The organism is Nonomuraea sp. NPDC049141, from assembly GCF_040648415.1.
Lineage (GTDB): Bacteria > Actinomycetota > Actinomycetes > Streptosporangiales > Streptosporangiaceae > Nonomuraea.
This window is the reverse complement of the sequence record NZ_JBEZDR010000010.1, coordinates 304,851-324,030: the sequence shown is the minus strand read 5'-3', so window position 1 is coordinate 324,030 and position 19,180 is coordinate 304,851. Positions and strand designations below refer to the sequence as shown.

At 70.5% G+C, this 19,180-nt stretch carries 17 protein-coding genes; 6 read left to right on the top strand and 11 right to left on the bottom strand.

Translation table 11 applies throughout. From position 1 onward, the window contains the following. Positions 1-12: 12 nt before the first annotated feature. Genes AB0B91_RS30625 through AB0B91_RS30600 form a run of 6 tightly spaced genes read right to left on the bottom strand, consistent with a single transcriptional unit; the run spans position 13 to position 6,436 of the window. Entirely contained in the window at positions 13-1,047 is a 1,035-nt protein-coding gene (locus AB0B91_RS30625; protein ID WP_358326894.1) for an oligopeptide/dipeptide ABC transporter ATP-binding protein, read from the bottom strand. Further along, positions 1,040-2,032: an ABC transporter ATP-binding protein gene (locus AB0B91_RS30620; protein WP_358326892.1), complete on the bottom strand. Its 993-nt coding sequence runs from the start codon at positions 2,030-2,032 to the stop codon at positions 1,040-1,042. Before AB0B91_RS30620 ends, AB0B91_RS30625 begins: the two co-directional genes overlap by 8 nt. Continuing rightward, complete coding sequence (locus AB0B91_RS30615) at positions 2,029-2,964, bottom strand: ABC transporter permease (RefSeq protein WP_358326890.1); 936 nt, start codon at positions 2,962-2,964, stop codon at positions 2,029-2,031. Before AB0B91_RS30615 ends, AB0B91_RS30620 begins: the two co-directional genes overlap by 4 nt. After that, entirely contained in the window at positions 2,961-3,887 is a 927-nt protein-coding gene (locus tag AB0B91_RS30610) for an ABC transporter permease (RefSeq protein ID WP_358326888.1), read from the bottom strand. Before AB0B91_RS30610 ends, AB0B91_RS30615 begins: the two co-directional genes overlap by 4 nt. 11 nt (positions 3,888-3,898) lie before the next feature. Then, positions 3,899-5,458 carry an ABC transporter substrate-binding protein gene (locus tag AB0B91_RS30605; protein ID WP_358326886.1) on the bottom strand — a complete coding sequence of 520 codons (1,560 nt, stop codon included), beginning with the start codon at positions 5,456-5,458 and terminating at the stop codon, positions 3,899-3,901. A 45-nt stretch (positions 5,459-5,503) separates the two neighbouring features. Beyond that, positions 5,504-6,436 carry a 5-dehydro-4-deoxyglucarate dehydratase gene (locus AB0B91_RS30600; protein WP_358326884.1) on the bottom strand — a complete coding sequence of 311 codons (933 nt, stop codon included), beginning with the start codon at positions 6,434-6,436 and terminating at the stop codon, positions 5,504-5,506. A 94-nt stretch (positions 6,437-6,530) separates the two neighbouring features. Here AB0B91_RS30600 and AB0B91_RS30595 point away from each other — a divergent pair, with 94 nt between their 5' ends. Then, entirely contained in the window at positions 6,531-7,316 is a 786-nt protein-coding gene (locus AB0B91_RS30595) for an IclR family transcriptional regulator (protein ID WP_358326883.1), read from the top strand. Between the two features lie 88 nt (positions 7,317-7,404). Here the strand turns inward: AB0B91_RS30595 and AB0B91_RS30590 are convergent, their stop codons facing one another. Then, positions 7,405-8,187, bottom strand: coding sequence for a DeoR/GlpR family DNA-binding transcription regulator (locus AB0B91_RS30590; protein ID WP_358326881.1), 783 nt, complete (start codon positions 8,185-8,187; stop codon positions 7,405-7,407). Between the two features lie 238 nt (positions 8,188-8,425). Between AB0B91_RS30590 and AB0B91_RS30585 the strand changes: the two genes are divergently transcribed. Genes AB0B91_RS30585 through AB0B91_RS30575 form a run of 3 tightly spaced genes read left to right on the top strand, consistent with a single transcriptional unit; the run spans position 8,426 to position 11,468 of the window. Further along, complete coding sequence (locus AB0B91_RS30585; protein ID WP_358326880.1) at positions 8,426-9,730, top strand: extracellular solute-binding protein; 1,305 nt, start codon at positions 8,426-8,428, stop codon at positions 9,728-9,730. Between the two features lie 8 nt (positions 9,731-9,738). Further along, positions 9,739-10,659 carry a sugar ABC transporter permease gene (locus AB0B91_RS30580; RefSeq protein WP_358326878.1) on the top strand — a complete coding sequence of 307 codons (921 nt, stop codon included), beginning with the start codon at positions 9,739-9,741 and terminating at the stop codon, positions 10,657-10,659. Next, a complete protein-coding gene (locus tag AB0B91_RS30575; protein ID WP_358326876.1) occupies positions 10,656-11,468 on the top strand; it encodes a carbohydrate ABC transporter permease in 813 nt (270 codons plus the stop codon). Before AB0B91_RS30580 ends, AB0B91_RS30575 begins: the two co-directional genes overlap by 4 nt. A gap of 17 nt (positions 11,469-11,485) precedes the next feature. Here the strand turns inward: AB0B91_RS30575 and AB0B91_RS30570 are convergent, their stop codons facing one another. Genes AB0B91_RS30570 through AB0B91_RS30560 form a run of 3 tightly spaced genes read right to left on the bottom strand, consistent with a single transcriptional unit; the run spans position 11,486 to position 14,533 of the window. Continuing rightward, positions 11,486-12,697: an amidohydrolase family protein gene (locus AB0B91_RS30570; protein WP_358326874.1), complete on the bottom strand. Its 1,212-nt coding sequence runs from the start codon at positions 12,695-12,697 to the stop codon at positions 11,486-11,488. 10 nt (positions 12,698-12,707) lie between these two features. Then, a complete protein-coding gene (locus AB0B91_RS30565; RefSeq protein WP_358326873.1) occupies positions 12,708-13,145 on the bottom strand; it encodes a GAF domain-containing protein in 438 nt (145 codons plus the stop codon). Next, positions 13,142-14,533, bottom strand: coding sequence for an MFS transporter (locus tag AB0B91_RS30560; protein ID WP_358326871.1), 1,392 nt, complete (start codon positions 14,531-14,533; stop codon positions 13,142-13,144). The genes AB0B91_RS30565 and AB0B91_RS30560 overlap by 4 nt, the downstream gene beginning before the upstream one ends. A gap of 143 nt (positions 14,534-14,676) precedes the next feature. Between AB0B91_RS30560 and AB0B91_RS30555 the strand changes: the two genes are divergently transcribed. Then, positions 14,677-15,573, top strand: coding sequence for a MurR/RpiR family transcriptional regulator (locus tag AB0B91_RS30555; protein ID WP_358326869.1), 897 nt, complete (start codon positions 14,677-14,679; stop codon positions 15,571-15,573). A 6-nt stretch (positions 15,574-15,579) separates the two neighbouring features. On the opposite strand, the gene AB0B91_RS30550 is transcribed toward AB0B91_RS30555, so the two are convergent. Then, positions 15,580-17,616, bottom strand: coding sequence for a spermidine synthase (locus tag AB0B91_RS30550; RefSeq protein ID WP_358326867.1), 2,037 nt, complete (start codon positions 17,614-17,616; stop codon positions 15,580-15,582). Between the two features lie 183 nt (positions 17,617-17,799). Here AB0B91_RS30550 and AB0B91_RS30545 point away from each other — a divergent pair, with 183 nt between their 5' ends. Beyond that, positions 17,800-19,164, top strand: coding sequence for a S8 family serine peptidase (locus AB0B91_RS30545; protein ID WP_358326865.1), 1,365 nt, complete (start codon positions 17,800-17,802; stop codon positions 19,162-19,164). Positions 19,165-19,180 lie beyond the last annotated feature (16 nt).

The window sequence follows — 19,180 nt, the reverse complement described above, 5'->3', positions numbered from 1 at the left end:
ATCCTGGACGCTTCACCGGACAGCCGGCTCCTGGAGGGGGAAGTGGCAGGCGGCCGCGTGCCGCGGCTCTTCGCCGGACGGCTCCAGGGGCGGCGGCTCCTGGGCGCAGATGTCCTGCGCCTTCCAGCAGCGGGTACGGAACCGGCACCCCGACGGCGGGTCGAGCGGGGAGGGCACCTCGCCCTTGAGCAGGATCCGGTCGGGCCGCGCCCCGGAGGTGACGTCGAGCACCGGCGCCGCCGACATCAGCGCGGCGGTGTAGGGGTGCCGCGGCTGATCGAACACCCGCTTCGTCGGGCCCGTTTCGACGATCTTGCCGAGGTACATGACCGAGACCCGGTCGGCGACGTGGCGGACGACGGACAGATCATGGGAGATGAACACGTACGACACGCCCAGCCTGGCCTGCAGGTCGGTGAGGAGGTTGAGCACCTGCGCCTGGACCGACAGGTCGAGCGCCGACACCGGCTCGTCGCAGACGATGACGTCCGGTTCGAGGGCGAGCGCGCGGGCGATGCCCAGGCGCTGACGCTGGCCGCCGGAGAACTCCTGCGGGTAACGGCGGACGTCGTTCGCCCGCAGCCCGACCATCTCCAGCAGTTCGGCCACCCGCCGGCCGCGCTCCTTCGCCGGCACCAGGTCACGGTGCGTACGCCAGGGCTCGGAGATGATGTCCTCGGCGCACAGGCGGGCGTTCAGCGATGCGAACGGGTCCTGGAAGACCATCTGGACCCGGCGGCGCCACTTGAGCAGTTCCTTGCCGCGCAGCGCGAACGGGTCCGTGCCCTCGAACCTGACGTGGCCCTGGTCCGGGCGCTCCAGCATGAGGAGCACCCGGGCGAGGGTCGACTTGCCGCAACCGGACTCCCCGACCAGGCCCAGCGTCTCGCCGCGCGCCAACCGCAGGTCGACTCCGTCGAGCGCGCGCAGGCGGTTGCGACCGGACGGGCTGCGGGCCACGTGGAAGGTCTTGCTCAGCCCTGCCACGTCCAGCAGGGGAACGGCCGTCTCCTTCGTGGCGAGGGTCGGCGTGGCGGGCTCAGTCATCGCTCAGCTCCCTCCAATGGTGGCAGGCGGACATGCGCCCGGGTCCGGACTCTACGAGGACGGGGCGCTGCTCCGCGCACACGTCGCGGGCCATCGGGCAGCGCGCGCGGAAGGCACAGCCCGAGGGGATCGAGTGCAGGTCGGGCGGGCTGCCCGGGATGGACTTCAGGGTGGTTCCACGCGCCACCTCGGCCGGCACCGAGTCGAGCAGCCCTTGGGTGTACGGGTGGCGGGGCCGGGCGAACACGTCCGCCACCCGGCCGGTCTCGACGATGTTGCCCGCGTACATGACGGCCACGTGGTCGGCCTGCTCGGCCACGACCGCGAGGTCATGGGTGATCAGGATCAGCGCGGTCTGCTGCTCGGTGCGCAGCTCGCGCAGCAGCTCCATGATCTGGGCCTGCACGGTGACGTCGAGGGCGGTGGTGGGCTCGTCGGCGAGCAGCACCTTGGGGTGCAGGGCCATCGCCAGCGCGATGAGCAGCCGCTGGCGCATGCCGCCGGAGAACTGGTGCGGATAGGCGCCGACGCGGGCGGCGGGCTCGGGGATGCCGACCCGTTCCATCAGCTCGACGGCCCGCTTTCGCGCCGCGCGGCGCGAAAGTCGCTCGTGGATCCTGAACGGCTCGGCGAGCTGGGCGCCGACCGTCTGGACGGGGTTCAGCGCGGTGAGCGCGTCCTGGAAGACGATGGACAGGCCGGGACCGGCCAGCCGTCTGCGCTGCGCCGGTGACAGGGTGAGGACGTCGGTCCCGTCCAGGCGTACGGCGCCACCGGCCACATGGGCCACCGGGTCGAGGAGGCCGACGATGGCCTGCGCCGTCATGCTCTTGCCACAGCCCGACTCGCCCAGGAGCGCCAGCGTCTCACCGGAGCGGACGGAGAAGCTGACCTCGCGCACGGCGCGTACCGTCCCCGCGGGGGTTCGGATGTCGACCGACAGCCGATCCACCTCCAGCACCGGGGACCCGTTCGACTCGCTCACGCCCGCACCTCCTTGTTCTCGCGGCGGTTCTCCCGGCGCGGGCGGCGCAGGGTGAGCCGCCACCGCTGGCCGGGGTCCATGGCCAGGCGCGCCCAGGACGCGAGGACGGTCGCCGAGACGGTGGTCACCACGATGGCGAGTCCCGGGAAGACGGCGATCCACCAGGCGCTCTGCAGTACCTGCCGGCCCTGGGCGACCATCAGGCCCCAGCTCATGTCCGGCGGCTGGATGCCGATGCCCAGGAAGCTCAGCGACGATTCGGTCAGCATCACGAAACAGAAGTCCAGGGTCGCGACGGTGAACAGGGTGGGCAGCACGGTCGGTGCCACATGCCGGGCGATGATCGCCCAGCTCTTGGCGCCGAAGGTGCGCGCCGCGTCGACGAACAGCCGGCTCTGCAGCTCGGCCGACTCCGCCCGGGCGGCGCGCAGGTAGATCGGGATCCGCGCGATCGCCAGGACCAGGACGATGTTCCCGGCGCTGGGGGAGAAGACGTACAGCACGACCACGGCCAGCAGCAGCGAGGGGAAGCTGAGGATGACGTCGGCGACGCGCATGGAGACGTTCTCCCGCCAGCCTCGGTGATAGCCCGCCCACATCCCCCAGATCGACCCGACGACGAGGGAGACCACGACCGCCGGGACGGCGACGGAGAGTGTCGTGCGGCTCGCCACGATGAGCCTGGCGAGCAGGCTGCGGCCGAGCGAGTCGCTGCCGAGCAGGAACGCCCAGCCGTCGTCGAGGCTGAACGGCGGCCGGTTGACCGCCCGCAGGTTCTGCTTCACGGCCAGATCGCCGAGCAGGAGCGGCCCGATGAGGGCGGAGACGGCCACGAGCAGCAGGATCACCACCGCCACGCAGGCGAACCGGTCCCGCAGCAGCAGCCGCCACCAAGTAGCCCGCGAGGCGGCAGGAGCGTCAACGGGAGTCATGTCGTCACCCCCTGGCGGACCCGAGAGTCCAGAAGCGCGTAACAGGCGTCGATGACGATGTTGAGCGCGAAGATGGTGATCGCGGTCACCAGGACCGCGGCCTGCAGCACCGCGAAGTCGCGCTGCAGGATAGAGGTGATCATCAGCTTGCCGATGCCCGGCCAGCCGAAGATGGTCTCGACGACCACGGCCCCGTTGACCAGCCCGACCGTCAGGTCGCCGGCCACGGTGAGCGCCGGCGGCGCGGCGTTGCGCAACGCGTGGCCGAAGACCACCCGCAGCTCCCCCGCGCCCTTGCTCCGGGCGACCTTGATGTACGGCGCGGACAGCGCCGTGACCATCGCACCGCGCACCACCTGCACGAGCACGCCGAACGGCCGGATCAGCAGGGTGAGCACCGGCAGCACCCACGCCGCCGCGCCCTCCGTGCCCGAGGTGGGCAGCCAGCCGAGGGCCACGGCGAAGACCAGGACGCCCATGATGGCGAACCAGAAGTCCGGCATGCTGGCCGCGGTCGTCGAGGTGAAGCTGGCGACCCGATCGGCCAGGGAGTTCGGGCTGTAGGCCGCCCAGCTCCCGACGACGATCGCGCCGAGGATCGCCAGAATCATCGTGGCGCCCGCCAGCTGCAGCGTCGCGGGGAACGCCCGCAGCACCGCGTCGGCGGCGGGTTCGGCGGTCCGCAGGGACTCGCCGAAGTCCAGCCGGAACACCTGGGCCAGGTAGTCGCCGAACTGGACGAGCAGCGGCTGGTCGAACCCGTGCCGGGCGGCGAACTCCGCCCGCATCTCCGGAGTGGCGCTGAGCGGCAGGTAGAGATTCGACGGGTCGCCGGTCAGGCGCGCCAGGTAGAACACGCCGAGGATCACGACGACCAGCGGGATCGCACTGGAAGTGATGCGACGCCGCAGGAAGGTCAGCACACCTGTTCCTTTCAGCCAGCCGGGTGCATGTCGGCGAGGCGCATCTCGTCGTTCGTGGCGGCGTTGGGCTTGTAGGTGACCTTCTTCGACAGCGCGAGGATGCCCGTCATGTGCGCCATGACCGCGTCCCGTACGACGTCCTTGTTCTGGTAGTCCAGCGCCTTGGCGAACGCCGTCTGGCGCGCCTCGCCCGAGGCCTGCTCGCCGGCGGTGATGAGGTCGTCCAGTTCGGGGGTGCCGAAGCTGCTCTGCGCGCCCTTGCTGCCGTAGATCTGGCCCATGGTGAAGGCCGCGTCACCGGCCTGGTTGCCGTGCTGGGCCTGCAGCAGGGTGGGTCCGGCGTCCTTGGGGAACGGGCGCAGCAGGTACTCCAGCCAGGCGTTCACGTCGAGCATCTGGATCTTCACCGAGAGCCCGGCCTCGTTCAGCGAGTTCTGCACGACCTCCATCGCCTCGGCGGCCTTGGGGTAGATCCCGTTCCGGCCGATGATCGTGATGGCGGTGTCCGTGGGGACGCCGGCCGCCTTGGCCTCCGCGATCAGCTTCTTGGCCTGCGCCATGTCGAACGGCCAGGGCTGGATGGCCGCGCTGTGACCAGTCACGCCTTCGGGAACGAGCTGACCGGCCGGCTTGCCGAGCCCGGCGAAGACCGAGGCGACGAGCCCGTCCTTGTCGATGGCGTAGTTGATCGCCTGGCGCACGCGCAGGTCGTTGAGCGGCGGCTTGGCGGCGTCGATGCGCAGGTAGGAGGTCTCGTTGTTGGGGAACTGCACGGCGGAATCACCGGCGCCGTCCTCGGGGGCGAGGCCGACGGCGAGGTCCGCCTCGTCGCTCTTGACCATCGCCGCGCGGATGCTGCCTTCGCCGCGCCAGACGTACTCCGCGGCGGCGAACTCCGGCGCCTTGCCCCAGTACCCGGAGAACTTCTCCAGGCGCAGGCTGCGGCCGGCGTCCCACTTGGCGATCTTGTAAGGCCCGGTGCCGATGGGCTCGCGGACCTTGCCGGTCGCGCTCGTGGTGGCCGGCACGATCTCGACGAAGGACAGCCGCAGCGGGAGGATCGGGTCCGGCTTGGCCGTCTTCACCTTGAGGGTCGCGTCGTCCACGGCCGTCACCGTGAGCTTGATGCCGCCGAAGACGTACCCGTTCACGTTGCAGTCGATCTTGGAGCCGACGGCGCGGTCGATGGCGAAGGCGGCCGCCTTGGCGTCGAACGCGGTGCCGTCGTGGAACTTCACGCCCTTGCGCAGGGCGAAGGTCCACTCGGTCGGCGAGTCCTGCTTCCACTCCGTGGCCAGCGCCGGCTGGAGCTGCCCGGAGCTCGGGTCACGCTCGGTGAGCGCCTCGGTGATGTTCGCCCGGGTGACGCGCCCGGTCGCGGTGAGGGAGGCGTCGCACGGCTCCAGGGTCGGGGGCTCTTCGGGCAACACGATGCGGACGGTGTTCGCCGCCGCGCCGGACGACTTGGGCTCCGGGCCGCTGTTCGCGACCGAGCAGGCGCCGGCCGACAGCAGCGTGCCGAGAGCCAAGAGGGCGGACGCCGCCTGACGGCGGCGGGGGGTGGTGATCATGGTTCCTCCGAGATCGCCTGCTCCGGGTGCCGGGCAGGCGAGGTGCTAGGCGACAGGCGTCGCGCTGAGAGCGGCCAGGCCGCGGTCGATGATGCGGGCGAGCTGCTCGCGGTGCTCCGGGGTGACCTGCGCCAGTGGCGAGCGGACGGGCCCGGCGGAGCGGCCGCGGATGTCCAGACCGGCCTTGACGAGGGAGACGGCGTAACCGGGAGTCGTCCGGCGCAGTTCGGCGAGAGGGGCGTAGAACTCGCGCAGCAGGAGCTGCTGGGTCGCGTCGTCGCCATTCTCGAACGCCTCGAAGAACGCGACGGCGACCTCCGGGACGAAGGCCAGCACCGCCGAGGAGTAGGCGCGCGCCCCGAGACCGGCGTAGGAGCGGGCGAAGACCTCGGCGGTCGGCATGCCGTTCAGCAGGGGGAGCCGGCCGCCGGTCGCGGTCTGGATGAGCTGGAGCAGCTCCATGTCGCCGTGCCCGTCCTTCAGGGCGACGATGGTGTCCACCTCGGCGAGCTCGACCACCGCGGCGGGAGTGAAGACCGCCGTGCCCCGCTGGTAGAGGATCACGTCCAGCTCCGTGGCGGCGGCCACCTCGCGGTAGTGCGCCACGAGCCCGGCCGGCGGCCCGACCTGCAAATACGGCGGCAGAGCCAGCAGCCCGTCGGCCCCGGCGTCCTGCGCCGCACGAGCGAACTCCACGGCCGTCCGCGTGCCGCCGCCGATCCCGGCGAGCACGGGCACCGCGCCGGCCACGTGCTCGGCGGCGGCCCTGACCACCGCCTGGTGCTCGGTGCCCGTCAGCGACGCCAGCTCCCCGGTCCCACAGGCGACGAAGATCGCGGCGGGCTTCGCGGCGAGCACGTCGGTGAGGTGCGTCCTGAAGCGGGACAGGTCCACGTCCCCCGATTCCGTGAACGGTGTGACGGGGAAGGCGAGCAAGCCGGACAGGGAGGCGGCGACTCGCGTGGGAGCAGGGGACATCTACAGCAAACCTCTTGTCTACATATGGAGACGGCGTCTATATTTGTAGCCGAGACATTAAGTCTGTGTTTCCGTACACGTCAAGAGGTGGTCGATGACGCAACCCGTTCTGGAGCCATCGCATCCGTCCGCCGAGACCGGCGGAGGCGTCCGCAGCGTCAAATCGGCCGAGCGGACCATCGCGGTGCTCGAATACCTCAGCTCCGCCACGCAGGCGTGCTCACTGCGCGAGCTGACCACCGCCCTGGGCCTGCCTCGGGCCAGCGGTTACGCGCTGCTCACCACGCTGGTGAGCACGCGCTGGGTCGAGACCGACGGCGCCGGCAGCTACCGCATCGGCATCCGCGCGCTCCGCGCCGGGGCCTCGTACGTCGAGCGGGACGACGTCGTCCAGCAGGCGCAGCCGGTGATGAACGAGCTGAACGACCAGCTCGGTGAGACCATCCACCTGGCCCGCCTCGACGGCGCGGAGATCGTCTACCTGGCCACCAACATCTCCCGCCACTCCCTCACCGTCGTCAGCCGGCCCGGTCGGCGCCTGCCGTCATGGGCGACCGGACTCGGCAAGGTGATCCTGGCCGGGCGCCCGTGGGACGAGGTCGACGCGCTCCTGCCGGAGACTCTGGAGGCGCGCACCGTCCACACCTTCACCGACCGGGCGGCCCTGCGCGCCGAGCTCGAGGAGATCAGCGGGCGCGGCTACGCCATCGACGACCAGGAGTCGACCATCGGCCTGCGCTGCTTCGCCGTCGCCCTCGGCTTCGCCACGCCCCCGAACGAGGCCCTCAGCTGCTCCATCCCCATGGTCCGTCTCGACCCCGACCGCGAGGAGGCGATCGTGGCCGCCCTGCTCCGGGCTCGGGCGCGCATCATCCGCTGATCAGGCGCGGACCGCCGCCTCGGCCAGTTCCTTGATCCGGCCGACGGGCACCGCGACTCCCGGGGTGTCCAAGAACCAGCGGACCCCGTTAGCCGGCCACCTCGACGTTGTACCGCCGCTCGCGCAGCCGCTTGACGGCCTCGGCCGGCGCCTGCGCGTCGACCACGATGACGTCGAACTTCTCCAGCGGCGCCACCCGGTGCAGGGCCACCCGGTCGAGCTTGGTGTGGTCGACCGCCAGGACGCACCGCGTCCCCGCGGCCACCATGGCCCGCTTCACCAGCACGATCTCCTGCTCCTGGTGGAAGGCGTGCCGGTCGGAGATGGCCGAGGTGGAGACGATCACCGTGTCGGTGTTCATCGCCTCGACCGCGTCGACGCAGCCGACGCCCAGGAACGAGTCGTGCGTCGGATGGTATTCGCCGCCCAGCGCCATGAGCCGGATGCCGGGCACGGGAGCCAGCAGCTTGATGGCCTCGAGGAAGTTCGTCACCACGGTCAGCGGGGCCACCTCGGCGAGATGCCGGGCGACGGCCAGCGCGGTCGTGGAATCGTCGATCATGACCGAGCTACCCGGCTCGATCAGCCCCACCACGTGCCGGGCGATCGCCTCCTTCTCCGTGACCTGGGCCGTCAGCCGGTAGGCGATGTTGCTCTCGAAGACGCTCGACGCCTGGGCGCTGGCGCCGCCGCGGTACTTGCGCACCATGCCCTGGAGTTCGAGCTCGTCGAGATCGCGGTGCACGGTCATCACACTCACGTGGAAGACCTCCGCGAGCTCGCTCACCGAGGCGGAGCCGTGCCGCATGAGATGCTCGGCCATCGCCTGGCGCCTGGCGACTCCCCTGTCCGCGTGCTGACGTGACTTCACCTGCGCTCTCCCCATGTCGACGCCAGCGCATCGTAGCGCGGCCCACACTCTTGACACCCCTGCGGAACGACTCGTAGTCTCCTCGCACCTTCACAACTTCACACGATTTAACGTTAGATATAACGTACTTCACGACGTCCGTTATTAAAACGTTCGCATTCGAGTCCGGCGATCAGATCTGCCCCGCCGGGTGCCCTCGGGGGACCCCCCATTTCGAGTTAGACCGAGGAGACAGAGCATGACCGAGCTGCGCGATGCCAGGATGAGCCGCGTCCAGTTCTTCCGCATGATGGGTGGTCTCGCGGTCGCCGCCGCGGCGACCGCGTGTTCGACCAAGCCGCAGACCACCGCCTCCACCGGTCAAGGGCAGGCGTCCGCCGTCGAGCTGAGATTCGTCGGTGTGGCCGACCAGAAGGCGCCGATGGACGAGCTGGTGGCGGCCTACAAGCAGGCCAAGCCCGGCGTGACGCTGGCCACCTCGTTCGCCCCTACCGACCAGGTGCAGACCTCGGTGCGCACCCAGCTCGGCGCGGGCAACTCGCCCGACCTGCACGTGGTCTACCCGGGCAGCGGCAGCGCGATGTCGATGGACCAGATCGCCGGGGCCGGGCTGCTGGCCGACCTGTCCGACCAGGCGTGGACCCAGACGATCCCGACCGGTTTCAAGCCCGCCTTCCAGAAGGACGGCAAGACCTACATCTACTCGGCCGGCTCCTCGGTCATCGGCGCGATCTACAACAAGAAGGTGTTCCAGGAGGCGGGCGTCGACGCGCCGCCGACCACCTGGACGGAGTTCCTGGCGGTCTGCGACAAGCTGAAGAAGGCCGGCAAGGCGCCGATCGCGCTGGGCGCGCAGACGCCGTGGGTCACCCAGCTCATCACGTACGCCCTCGTCCCCTCGACCGTGTACGCCAAGGACCCCACCTTCGACGACAAGCAGGCCGCGGGCCAGACCAGCTTCGCCAAGTCCGGCTGGCGCGACGCGATGGAGATGTACCTGGAGCTGCAGAAGCGCGGCTTCTTCAACGACAAGCCGAACGGCACCACCTTCGAGCAGCAGATCTCGATGGTGGCCACCGGCAAGGCGGGCATGGCCATCCAAGTGTCCGCGGTGCTGCCGGACTTCCGCAAGGCGGCGGCCAGCCCCGACGACCTGTCGATGTTCCCGGTCCCCGGCGCGGACGACGCGGCCCAGGTGTGGATCCCGGCCGGCGTGGTGGTCGGCCTCGGCGCCGCCGCCAAGGGCAAGAACCTGGCCGAGGCCAAGGCGTTCATCGACTTCCTCGGCAAGCAGGAGAACATCAACCGCTGGGCCAAGGCGATCGCGGCCATCCCGCTCACCCAGGACGCCTCCTCCAGCATCGACCCCGCGGTGCAGTCGTTCCTGCCCTTCACCAAGGACAAGGCGGTGCCGTTCATGGACCAGCGCTGGCCGAACGCCGAGGTGCAGCCGGTCCACTTCGCGGTCATCCAGGACCTGCTCGCCGGCAAGATCAAGATCGACGAGGCGTTGCAGAAGATGGACGAGGCCTACGCCAAATGACCCGGCAGATGACCACGACAGCGACGCCTGTCGGACGACACACCGCCGCGGCCGGGAGGTCGCGGCGGCGGTTCGCCTCGCTCTCGCCCTCGTGGCTGTTCGCGGCGCCCGCCCTGGTGGTGTACGCCGCCGTCGTGCTCTACCCGAGCCTGGCGGGCATGCTCTACGCCTTCACCGACTGGAGCGGCATCGGCGCGGACAAGTCGTTCGTCGGGCTGGCGAACTTCCAGAAGCTCCTGCACGACGACCAGGCCATGGACTCGATCGGCAACACGCTGCTGCTGACCGTGGCGATCGTGGTCGTGCAGAACGGCGTGGGGCTGCTGCTCGCGCTCGGCGTGCACGCCAAGCTGAAGAGCAGGGCGCTGCTGCGGGTGGTCTTCTTCGCGCCGGTCGTCGTCAGCCCGGTCATGGTGGCCTTCCTGTGGAAGTACATCTACAACCCCGACCCGTCCGCCGGGCTCAACGGGCTGCTCGGCCTGCAGGTCGACTGGCTGGGCGACCCGTCGCTCGCGCTGTGGTCGATCGCGGCCACGGTCGTGTGGCAGTACGCCGGCTACTCGATGGTCATCTTCCTGGCCGGGCTCGAGGGCGTGCCGCGCGAGCTGCACGAGGCGGCGATGATCGACGGCGCGGGAACGCTGCAACGCTTCAGGTACGTCACCTGGCCGCTGCTCGCCCCGGCCCTGACGATCAACCTGATGCTCTCCACGATCGGCGGTCTCAAGCTGTTCGACCAGATCTTCGCGGCGACCAACGGCGGCCCCGGCTACGCCACCGAGACGCTGTCGACCGTGCTGTACAAGCAGGCGTTCGTGTTCGGCAAGTTCGGCTACAGCACGGCGATCGCCCTGGTGCTCGCCCTGTTCGTGGCCGCGGTGTCGCTCGTGCAGGTCTACTACCTGCGCGGCCGGGAGGTGGCCCAATGAGGCGGACGTTCCTGCTGGAAATCGTCATGATCCTGGTGGCGGTGGCGTTCCTCTTCCCGGTGTACGCGCTGATCACGCTGTCGCTGAAGGACCCGGCGCAGATCTCCCAGACACCGCTGGCGCTGCCCGCCCCGCCCACGACGGCCAACTTCACCAAGGCGTGGTCGGCCGCCGCGCTCGGCCCGTCCCTGATGAACAGCACCGTGATCACCGCGGTCAGCCTGGTCGCGCTGATCGCCCTCGGCTCCTTCGCCGCCTACTACCTGGCCAGGGCCAAGAGCCGGCTCGGCTACGGGATGTACGTGCTGTTCCTGCTCGGCATCGTGCTGCCCTTCCAGCTCGGGATGATCCCGCTCTACCAGATGGTGACCGACCTGGGGCTGATCGGCACGCACGCGGGGATGATCCTGTTCTACACGGGGATCCAGCTCCCGTTCACGGTGTTCCTCTACACCGGGTTCATCCGCGCGCTGCCCCGGGACTACGCCCACGCCGCCCAGATCGACGGCGCCTCGCATCTGACCGCGTTCACCCGGGTCGTCTTCCCGCTGCTGCGGCCGATCACCGGCACGGTGCTGATCCTCAACGCCGTCTTCATCTGGAACGACTTCTTCACCCCCCTGCTCTACCTGGGCGGATCGGGGTTCGAGACCGTGCCGGTGAGCGTCTTCGCCTTCGTCGGCCAGTACGTCTCCGACCACGGTCTCGTCTTCGCCGGGCTGGTGCTCGGGGCGCTGCCGATCGTGGTGATCTTCCTGCTGCTGCAGCGCTACGTGATCAAGGGCTTCTCCAGCGGACTGAAGGGCTGAGCCTTCGCGAAATGAACTCAGCCGGAGACGACCTGGCCGCTCTGGACGACGTGGCGGATGTGCTTGGGCTCGGCGAGCACCCCGAGGTCCCGCAGGGGGTCGCCGTCGAGCACGAGCAGGTCCGCCCGCGCGCCCACCGCGAGCGTGCCGATCTCGCCGGCCAGCCCGACCAGGTCGGCCGCGTTGACCGTGGCGGCGCGCAGCACGTCGATCGGCCGCTGCACCTCGCCGCGCAGCCGGAACTCCTGGTTCTGGTGCCGCTGCATGCCGCCCAGGAGGTCGCTGCCGTAGGCCAGCCGCACGCCGGCTCGGGCGGCCCGCTCCAGCGCCTGGAGCCCGGCGCCGAGCACCGCGTCGACCTTCCGCCAGTTCGGCTCCGACAGGCCGAAGCTCCGGCCCTCCTCCTTCAGCGCCCAGTACGTCACCAGCGTGGGCACCAGGTAGGCGTCGTGCCGCAGGAACAGCTCCACGCTGCGGTCGTCGAGCAGGTTGCCGTGCTCGATCGACCGTACCCCTGCCTCCAGGGCGCGGTTGATCGCGCGGGCCGTGTAGGCGTGCGCGGCGACGTAGCGGTTGGCGGCCTCGGCCTCCTCGACGATCGCGCGGAGCTCGTCCATGGAGTATTGGGTGGAGTCGACGCGGTCCGTGGGCGAGGCGACGCCGCCGGAGGCCATGACCTTGATGTGGTGGGCGCCCTTGCGCAGCTCGTCACGCGCGGCGGCGCGCACGGCGTCCACGCCGTCGGCGACCCGGCCGACACCGGCGCAGCAGGGGTGGTCGTCGCGCCCGTTCTGGCCGCGTCCGCGCTGGTCGCCGTGGCCGCCGGTCTGGCTCAGCGCCTTGCCGCAGAACAGCAGCCGCGGCCCGCGGATCAGCCCCTCCTCCTGGGCGTCGCACAGCCCGTAGTCCGCTCCGGAGGCGTCGCGGACCGTGGTGAAGCCGCGGTCCAGCATCTGCCCCATCAGGCGGGCGCTGTGCGCGGCGACGTACGAGGGCGACATGGTGGACAGGCTGCCCAGGTCGGCGGTCGAGGCGGTGACGTGCACGTGCGCGTCGATCAGCCCAGGAACGACGACATTGCCGCCCACGTCGATCACCCGCCCGTCCGCGGGCCCGGTCAGCCCGGGCCCGGCCTCGACGACGCGGCCCTCTGCACAGCGCAGGTCACCTTCGGCGTACTCGCCGGTGACCACGTCGAGGATCAGGGCGTTACGCAGCAGCAGACTCACTTGGTTCCTTTCATTCGGCTTCATGGACGGCGGCGCGCAGGGCCGGCACCGCGAGCGGGGCCAGGGACTGGGCGACGACGACCGACTCCTCGTCGTAGCGCCCCTCGGCGTCCAGGATGTTCAGTACCCCGAGTACCTTCTCCCCCTCCACCACGGGCACGTTGATGATGGCCCCGCACCCGAGGCTCTCGATCAGCTCGTGGTCGGCGAACACCTCCCGCACGGCGGCCCGGTCCGGGCCGAAGAACGGCTCCCCCGCCTCGATGCAGCGGGCCAGCCAGCCGCGGGCGACCTCGACGGTCTTCTCCCCGCCCACGGGATAGCGCGCGGGATCGCTGCTGTGGACGCGGCGCAGCGCCTGCCGCTCCGGGATCCAGGCCAGGACCGTGAACAGCCGCACGCCCAGCGACTCCCGGACCTTCTCCTCCAGCTCCGCCAGACCGGTCATTTCGCCATCTCCCCCGCGGTGTCGGCGGGATCGCCCCGCTCGGTCAGGTCCTCCAGCGACCGCCCGGCCGTGGCCAGGCCGAAGACGACCACGCAGATCACGCCGGTCACCAGCACGGCCGTGGTGAGACCGAACACCCCGGCGAATCCCCAGCTCGCGGCCGTCAGGCCGATGATCGTGGGCGCGAGGATGCTGCCGACGCGGCCGAACGCGCTGGACAGGCCGGTGCCGGTGGCCCGGATCCAGGTCGGGAACATCTCCGGCGTGTAGGAGTAGACGCCCGCGTACGTCCCGTTGAGGAAGAAGGACAGCACCGCGCCCGCGGTCGTGATGGCGACCGGCGTGTCCACCTGGGACAGCCAGAGCGCGCTGATCGCCGCGCCCGTGAGGTAGAGCGCGATGGTGTTCTTGCGGTCCAGCCGCTCCAGCAGCCAGGCGGCGGAGAAGTAGCCGGGGATCTGCGCCAGATAGATGATGATCGAGAACTCGAAGCTCTTCGTCACCGTGATGCCGCGATCCACGAGCAGGGTCGGGATCCAGGAGAAGAATCCGTAGAAGGAGAACGTGATCACGAACCAGATCAGCCAGATGACGGCGGTCCGCTTGGCCATGACCGGGCTCCACAGGAACCGCAGCGCGCTGAGCAGGTTCACCTTCGGCGTGGCCGTCGCGGGCTGCGCGGTGCCTTCGGGCACGGGCGGGAGGACCTGGCCGGTGGCCCGCTCGACGCGGCGTTCGAGATCGACGACCACCGCCTCGGCCTCCGCGTGGCGGCCCCGCTGGAGCAGGAAGCGCGGCGATTCGGGCAGCGAGCGCCGCCACCACAGCAGCATCACGATCGGCAGCGCGGTGATCAGCTGCGCGATCCGCCAGCCGTCGTCCATCGTGGGCACCACGAAGCGGCCGATCAGCGCGGCCATGACGAAGCCGAAGGAGAAGAACCCGGCCAGCGCGCCGATGAACCAGCCGCGCCGCTTGGCGGGGACGAACTCGGACAGGAACGGCGCGATGATCGCGCTCTCGGCACCGGCCCCCGCCCCGGCCAGGACCCTGGCGCCCAGGAACGCCTCGTAGTTCGGCGCGAACGCGGCGACCACGGAGAAGACCGCGTAGAAGGCCAGCGCGTACATCATGACCTTCTTGCGGCCGATGCGGTCGCCGAGCATGCCCGCGATGATCGCGCCGAACAGGAACCCGAACGGGGTCGCGGACCCGATCAGCCCGAGCTGGCCGGGGTCGAGGCCCCACTCGGTCCGGGCGCTGGGCAGCAGGAAGGCGACCACGGCGGAGTCCATGCCGTCGAAGGTGTAGCCGAGTCCGCCGATGAGAAGCAGGAGATAGTGCGGACGGCTCAGGGGGAGCCTGTCCAGACGGGCCAACAAGGTCATGCCAACGCACCTTCCCAAGGTCACAGCCCTGCAGAACGATTGCCTGGCAACGTATAGTGCAAATCACCAAAATTGCAATGTTCTTTGCGCATTCTTCCGGTCGCACCCGCGTAGCATGTCTGCCAGCCATGGGAGAGGAACACGTGACAGAGCAGGCCGCCGACGGCTTCCAGGACTGGCTGCGCGAGCGGGCGCCCGAGCGCGGGCTGCGCCCCAAAGCGGCCGCGGTGCTGAGGATGCTCCTGTCGCAGCCGCGCCGGGCGTCGTTCGGCTCGGCCGCGGAGCTGGCCCAGCTCGCGGGCGTGAACGTGGCGACCGTGACCCGCACCGCGCAGGCGCTGGGCTTCGCCGGGTGGCCGGCGCTCCAGCAGGAGCTGCGCGCCCGCTACCTGTCCTCGCTGAGCGCGCCCCAGGTCGCGGCCGAGCACAGCGGCGAGGGCTCGCCCAGCTCCCGATCGCTCCGGCACGACCTGGACAGCCTCGCGCAGCTCAGCAGGCGCCTGGACGAGGAGGCGCTCCGTACCATCGCCGAGGCCGTCGCCGCCGCGGGGCGCACGATGATCGTCGCGGACGGCAGCTACGCGGCGGTCGGCATCGCGCTCGCGCACAACGCCCGCCTGGCCGGCTACCCCGTCGCGGCGATCACCGGCGGCGACGCCGAGCTCGCGAACTCCGTCGCGGCGATCGGCCCGGGTGACGTGCTGATCGCCATCAGCTTCTGGCGCCTGTACGAGAGCACCGTGCTGGCGGCCAACGAGGCCCGGGCCCGCGGCGCCCGTGTCTTCGCCTTGACGGACGTGGCCGTCCCCGCCCTGGCGAACCCGGCCGAGGTGGTGGTGATGGTCCCGGCCGAGGGGGTGGCGTTCTTCCCGTCACTGACCGCCGGCATGGCCGTCGCGCAGGCGCTGGTCACGCAGCTCGCCACCGTGGATCCGGCCCGGACGAGCGCGTCCATCGAGCGGGCCGAGGGCATGTGGTCGAAGTTCGGTCTACTGCACCGGCGCCCCGCCCCGCCCGCCCCCGGCGACGAACCCGGCTGACCGCCGTTACGTCACCGCCGCCTTGCGCGGCAGCAGCAGGAAGGCGCCCAGGTACAGCACGGCGGCCACGATGAGCAGGCCCTTGTAGCCAATCACCAGCGCCAGGTACTCCAGGCAGCCGCCCACCATGGCCCCCAGCAGGTTCGCGCCGAAGGACGTCGTGGCGTCCGCCGAGTCCGAGAACCGTTTGGCGAAGACCACGTTCGCCGCGAAGATCGGCAGGAACGCCACCGTCACCGCCGCCACCGCCCGCAGCGGGAGCGGCAGTGACAGCAGCCAGGTGTTGGGCACCAGCCAGGCCAGCAGCAGCCCGCCGAACAGCACCGCGTACATGACCGGCAGCGGCGGGGTGCGGAAGCGGCGGGTGATCTCGACCGCGGCCAGCACGGCGACCAGCACCCCGGCGAACACGATCGCGTTGACCACCCACGTCGTGCCGAACAGCAGCGCGAAGCCCGTCACGCTCTTGGTCTCCAGCAGCAGGAACGCCACCCCGAGCAGGAACAGGTCGGCGTACGGGCGCATCCGCCGGTAGGGGCCGGCGACGACGCGGACGGCGATCAGGCTGACCGCGAGGATCAGGCCGAGCGTGATGAGGTAGAGCGACGGGATGTCGCCGTCCTTCAGGTAGAGGAACGGCCGGTCGTCGCCGGTCGGCGGCGGGGTGCCGGCCGCGGCGCCCGCCCACTCCCCCGCGCACCGCTGCGCGGACGGCGTCGCGCCCGCCGTGATCACGGCCTGCTGGCCCGCCGTGCTGACCACGTCGACGCACGGCTTGTGCCCGAAGGCGCTCTGCACGGTCGAGGCGAGCCGGTCGACGAGCCAGCTCTCGCGGTAGTAGTTGTACATCGAGAAGGTCCCGGTGGGCTTCAGGTGCGCGCGGGCGGCCCGCATGGCCTCCTCGGTGAACAGGTAGCTCTCCAGCCGCAGCGAGCTGGCCCCGGACACGAGCGTGAGCGAGTCGGGCAGGGCGAACAGGATCAGGTCGTACTTGTCGCCGGTGCGTTCCAGGAAGGCGCGGCCGTCGGTGACGTGGGTGGTCACCCGGGGGTCGTCGTAGGGCCGGTCGGGATGCAGGGAGCCGCCCAGTTCGCGGAGCTTGGGGTCGATCTCGACGGCGTCGACGTGGGCGGCGCCCTTGGACAGGGCGATCGCCACGTCCGTGCCGCTGCCCGCGCCGACGATGAGCACGTTCTTGGGCGGCGTGCTCGCCCGCTCGTACGGCAGGCCGTACTGGCGCTCCCACTGCAGCCGGGCGGCGGCGGGCACGGCCTGCTGGTGCGGGATGCCGTTCACGGAGATGTCGGTGACGGGTACGCCGAGCTGCAGGAACTGCTTGTAGGTGACCTTGTAGTAGGGCGACCAGAACGCCCCGGCGGTCAGCGTCTCGGCCAGCAGCAGCCCCACGACCGCCAGCGACGGCACGGTGACGAGCCCGAGGTAGATGACCCGCGGCCGGGGCACCAGCAGCACCCCGTAGGCGATGGCCGCGACCAGCCCCCAGAACACCGGCGGCGCGCTCAGGAACGACAGCGCGGTGAAGAGCGCGATCCCCGAGAGGCTGCCGATCAGGTCATAGCGGTAGGCCTCCAGGCGGGGCAGCTCGGGAAAGCAGCGCCCGACCAGCTCGGCCGGGCCCATGAGCACGAGCGCGGCCGCGCCGAAGATCACCGGCAGGATCAGCCACGCGGGCGGTCCCGTGGTCGACAGGCTGGTCCAGTACAGGACGCCCTCGGTGTTGCGGTCGACGGTCACGGGGAAGGTCAGCACGACGAAGACCAGGCCGAACAGGATGACCGGCGAATAGTACGGCTGCCGCCGCGCCCGCCCCACGCGCAGGAACCCCAGGCCGATGCCGAGGAACGAGCCGAGCAGCACGAAATTCGTGAAATAGCTGAGATGCACGATGTTCGATCCGGTCCACCGGATCAGCGCCAGCTCCAGGAAGAGCATGAACGCGCTGGCGAGAATGAGCCTCGGTCGTACCGCCAGCCAGTGGCCGCCGTCCTCGCCTGCGACCGTCTTCTGTGCCTGGAGCGTCATGCCGCCTCACGCTAGTGAACGAACGGGGATCAAGGAAGCCTGACGACGGGAATGAATATCGTCCCCTTGGCCCTTTTTACGGCATTTCAGCAGGTCAAAGCCTATGAGATGTGCTGGACACGCCCGGACAGATGAAGGAATCTTGGGAGGTTCAATTCCCTCCGAACATCCCGGTGGTGCCCCATGCGCGTTCTGATCCAGCTGCGCCCCTCCCCCGATCTGGTCACGGCCGTCGCCGATCCCGGCCAGACCGCCACCACTGCCGACGTCGCGGACGGCCTGCCCGGAGTCGAGCTCGACACCGCCTTCACGCCCGTGGCGCTGCCCCGGCCCGTCCCCGCGGCCGGCGGCGACCCGCTGTCGCTCAACCAGCCGCTGGACTTCTCCCTGGCCGCCGAGGACGCCTCGGTGCTGGTCCGCGGCACGATCTCGGACGACGAGCTGACGACCCGCGTGGCCCTCCTGCCCACCCTCCGGCCCGACGTCGTCGGCGTCTACTCCGATCCGGTCGTCGAGTCCTCGCTCACCTGCGGCGGCGACGCGCCGTTCGGCGACTGGCATGACGTCGAACGGCTGCTCAACGTCCCCGGGCTGCACGCCGAGGGACTCGACGGCACGGGGGTGACCCTGGCCGTGCTCGACACCGGCATCAACGCCGCCCACGTCGCCCGTCAACTCGGCCGGGGCGTCACGCTCGACGCCCAGCGGAGCTGGAACCCCTCGGGCGTCGACGGCCGGCCGGGCGAGTTCGAGGTCGACCACGGCACGATGTGCGCCTTCGACACCCTCATCGGCGCGCCGCAGGCGTCGCTGATCGACATCCCGGTGCTGCGCTCCACCCGTCCGGGGGGCACGGCGCTCGACGGGCTGCTGTCCGACGCCGTGGCCGCGTTCGCGCACCTGCGCATCGTGCTCGCCATGCAGCCCGAGGCGTCGAGAGCACTGGTGATCAACAGCTCGTGGGGGTCGTTCTCCCCTGAATGGGACTTCCCTGTCGGCCATCCGGGCAATTATTCGGACAACGCGGCGCACCCGTTCAACCTGATGGTCGCCAGCCTCGACAACGCGGGCGCCGACGTGCTGTTCGCGGCGGGCAACTGCGGGCGCGAGTGCAGGGACGGCCGGTGCGCCTACCCGAACCGGCCGATCGCCGGCGCGAACTCACATCCCCGGGTCCTGTCGATCGGCGGCGTCGACGTGAGCGGCAAACGGGTCGGCTACTCCTCGCAGGGACCGGGACGGCTGACCGCCCGCAAGCCCGACATCTGCGCCTACACCCACTTCTCCGGGTCCAAGGCGTTCGGCGATGCCGAGGCCGACTCGGGCACGTCGGCCGCGACCCCGGTCGCCGCCGGGCTGGTCGCGGCGATCCGTACGCTCTGGCCGGCCTCGCGACTGCGGCCCGCGCAGCTGCGCGCCCTGCTCCGCCGTACGGGCGAGGACCGCAGCGAGGTGGGGTTCGACTACGACTACGGCTACGGGATCGTCGACACCGCCGGGATCATCGCCGCGCTCCAGCGCCGGGCCCGGGCGTGTCCTGACGCCTAGCGGATCGACACGTGTG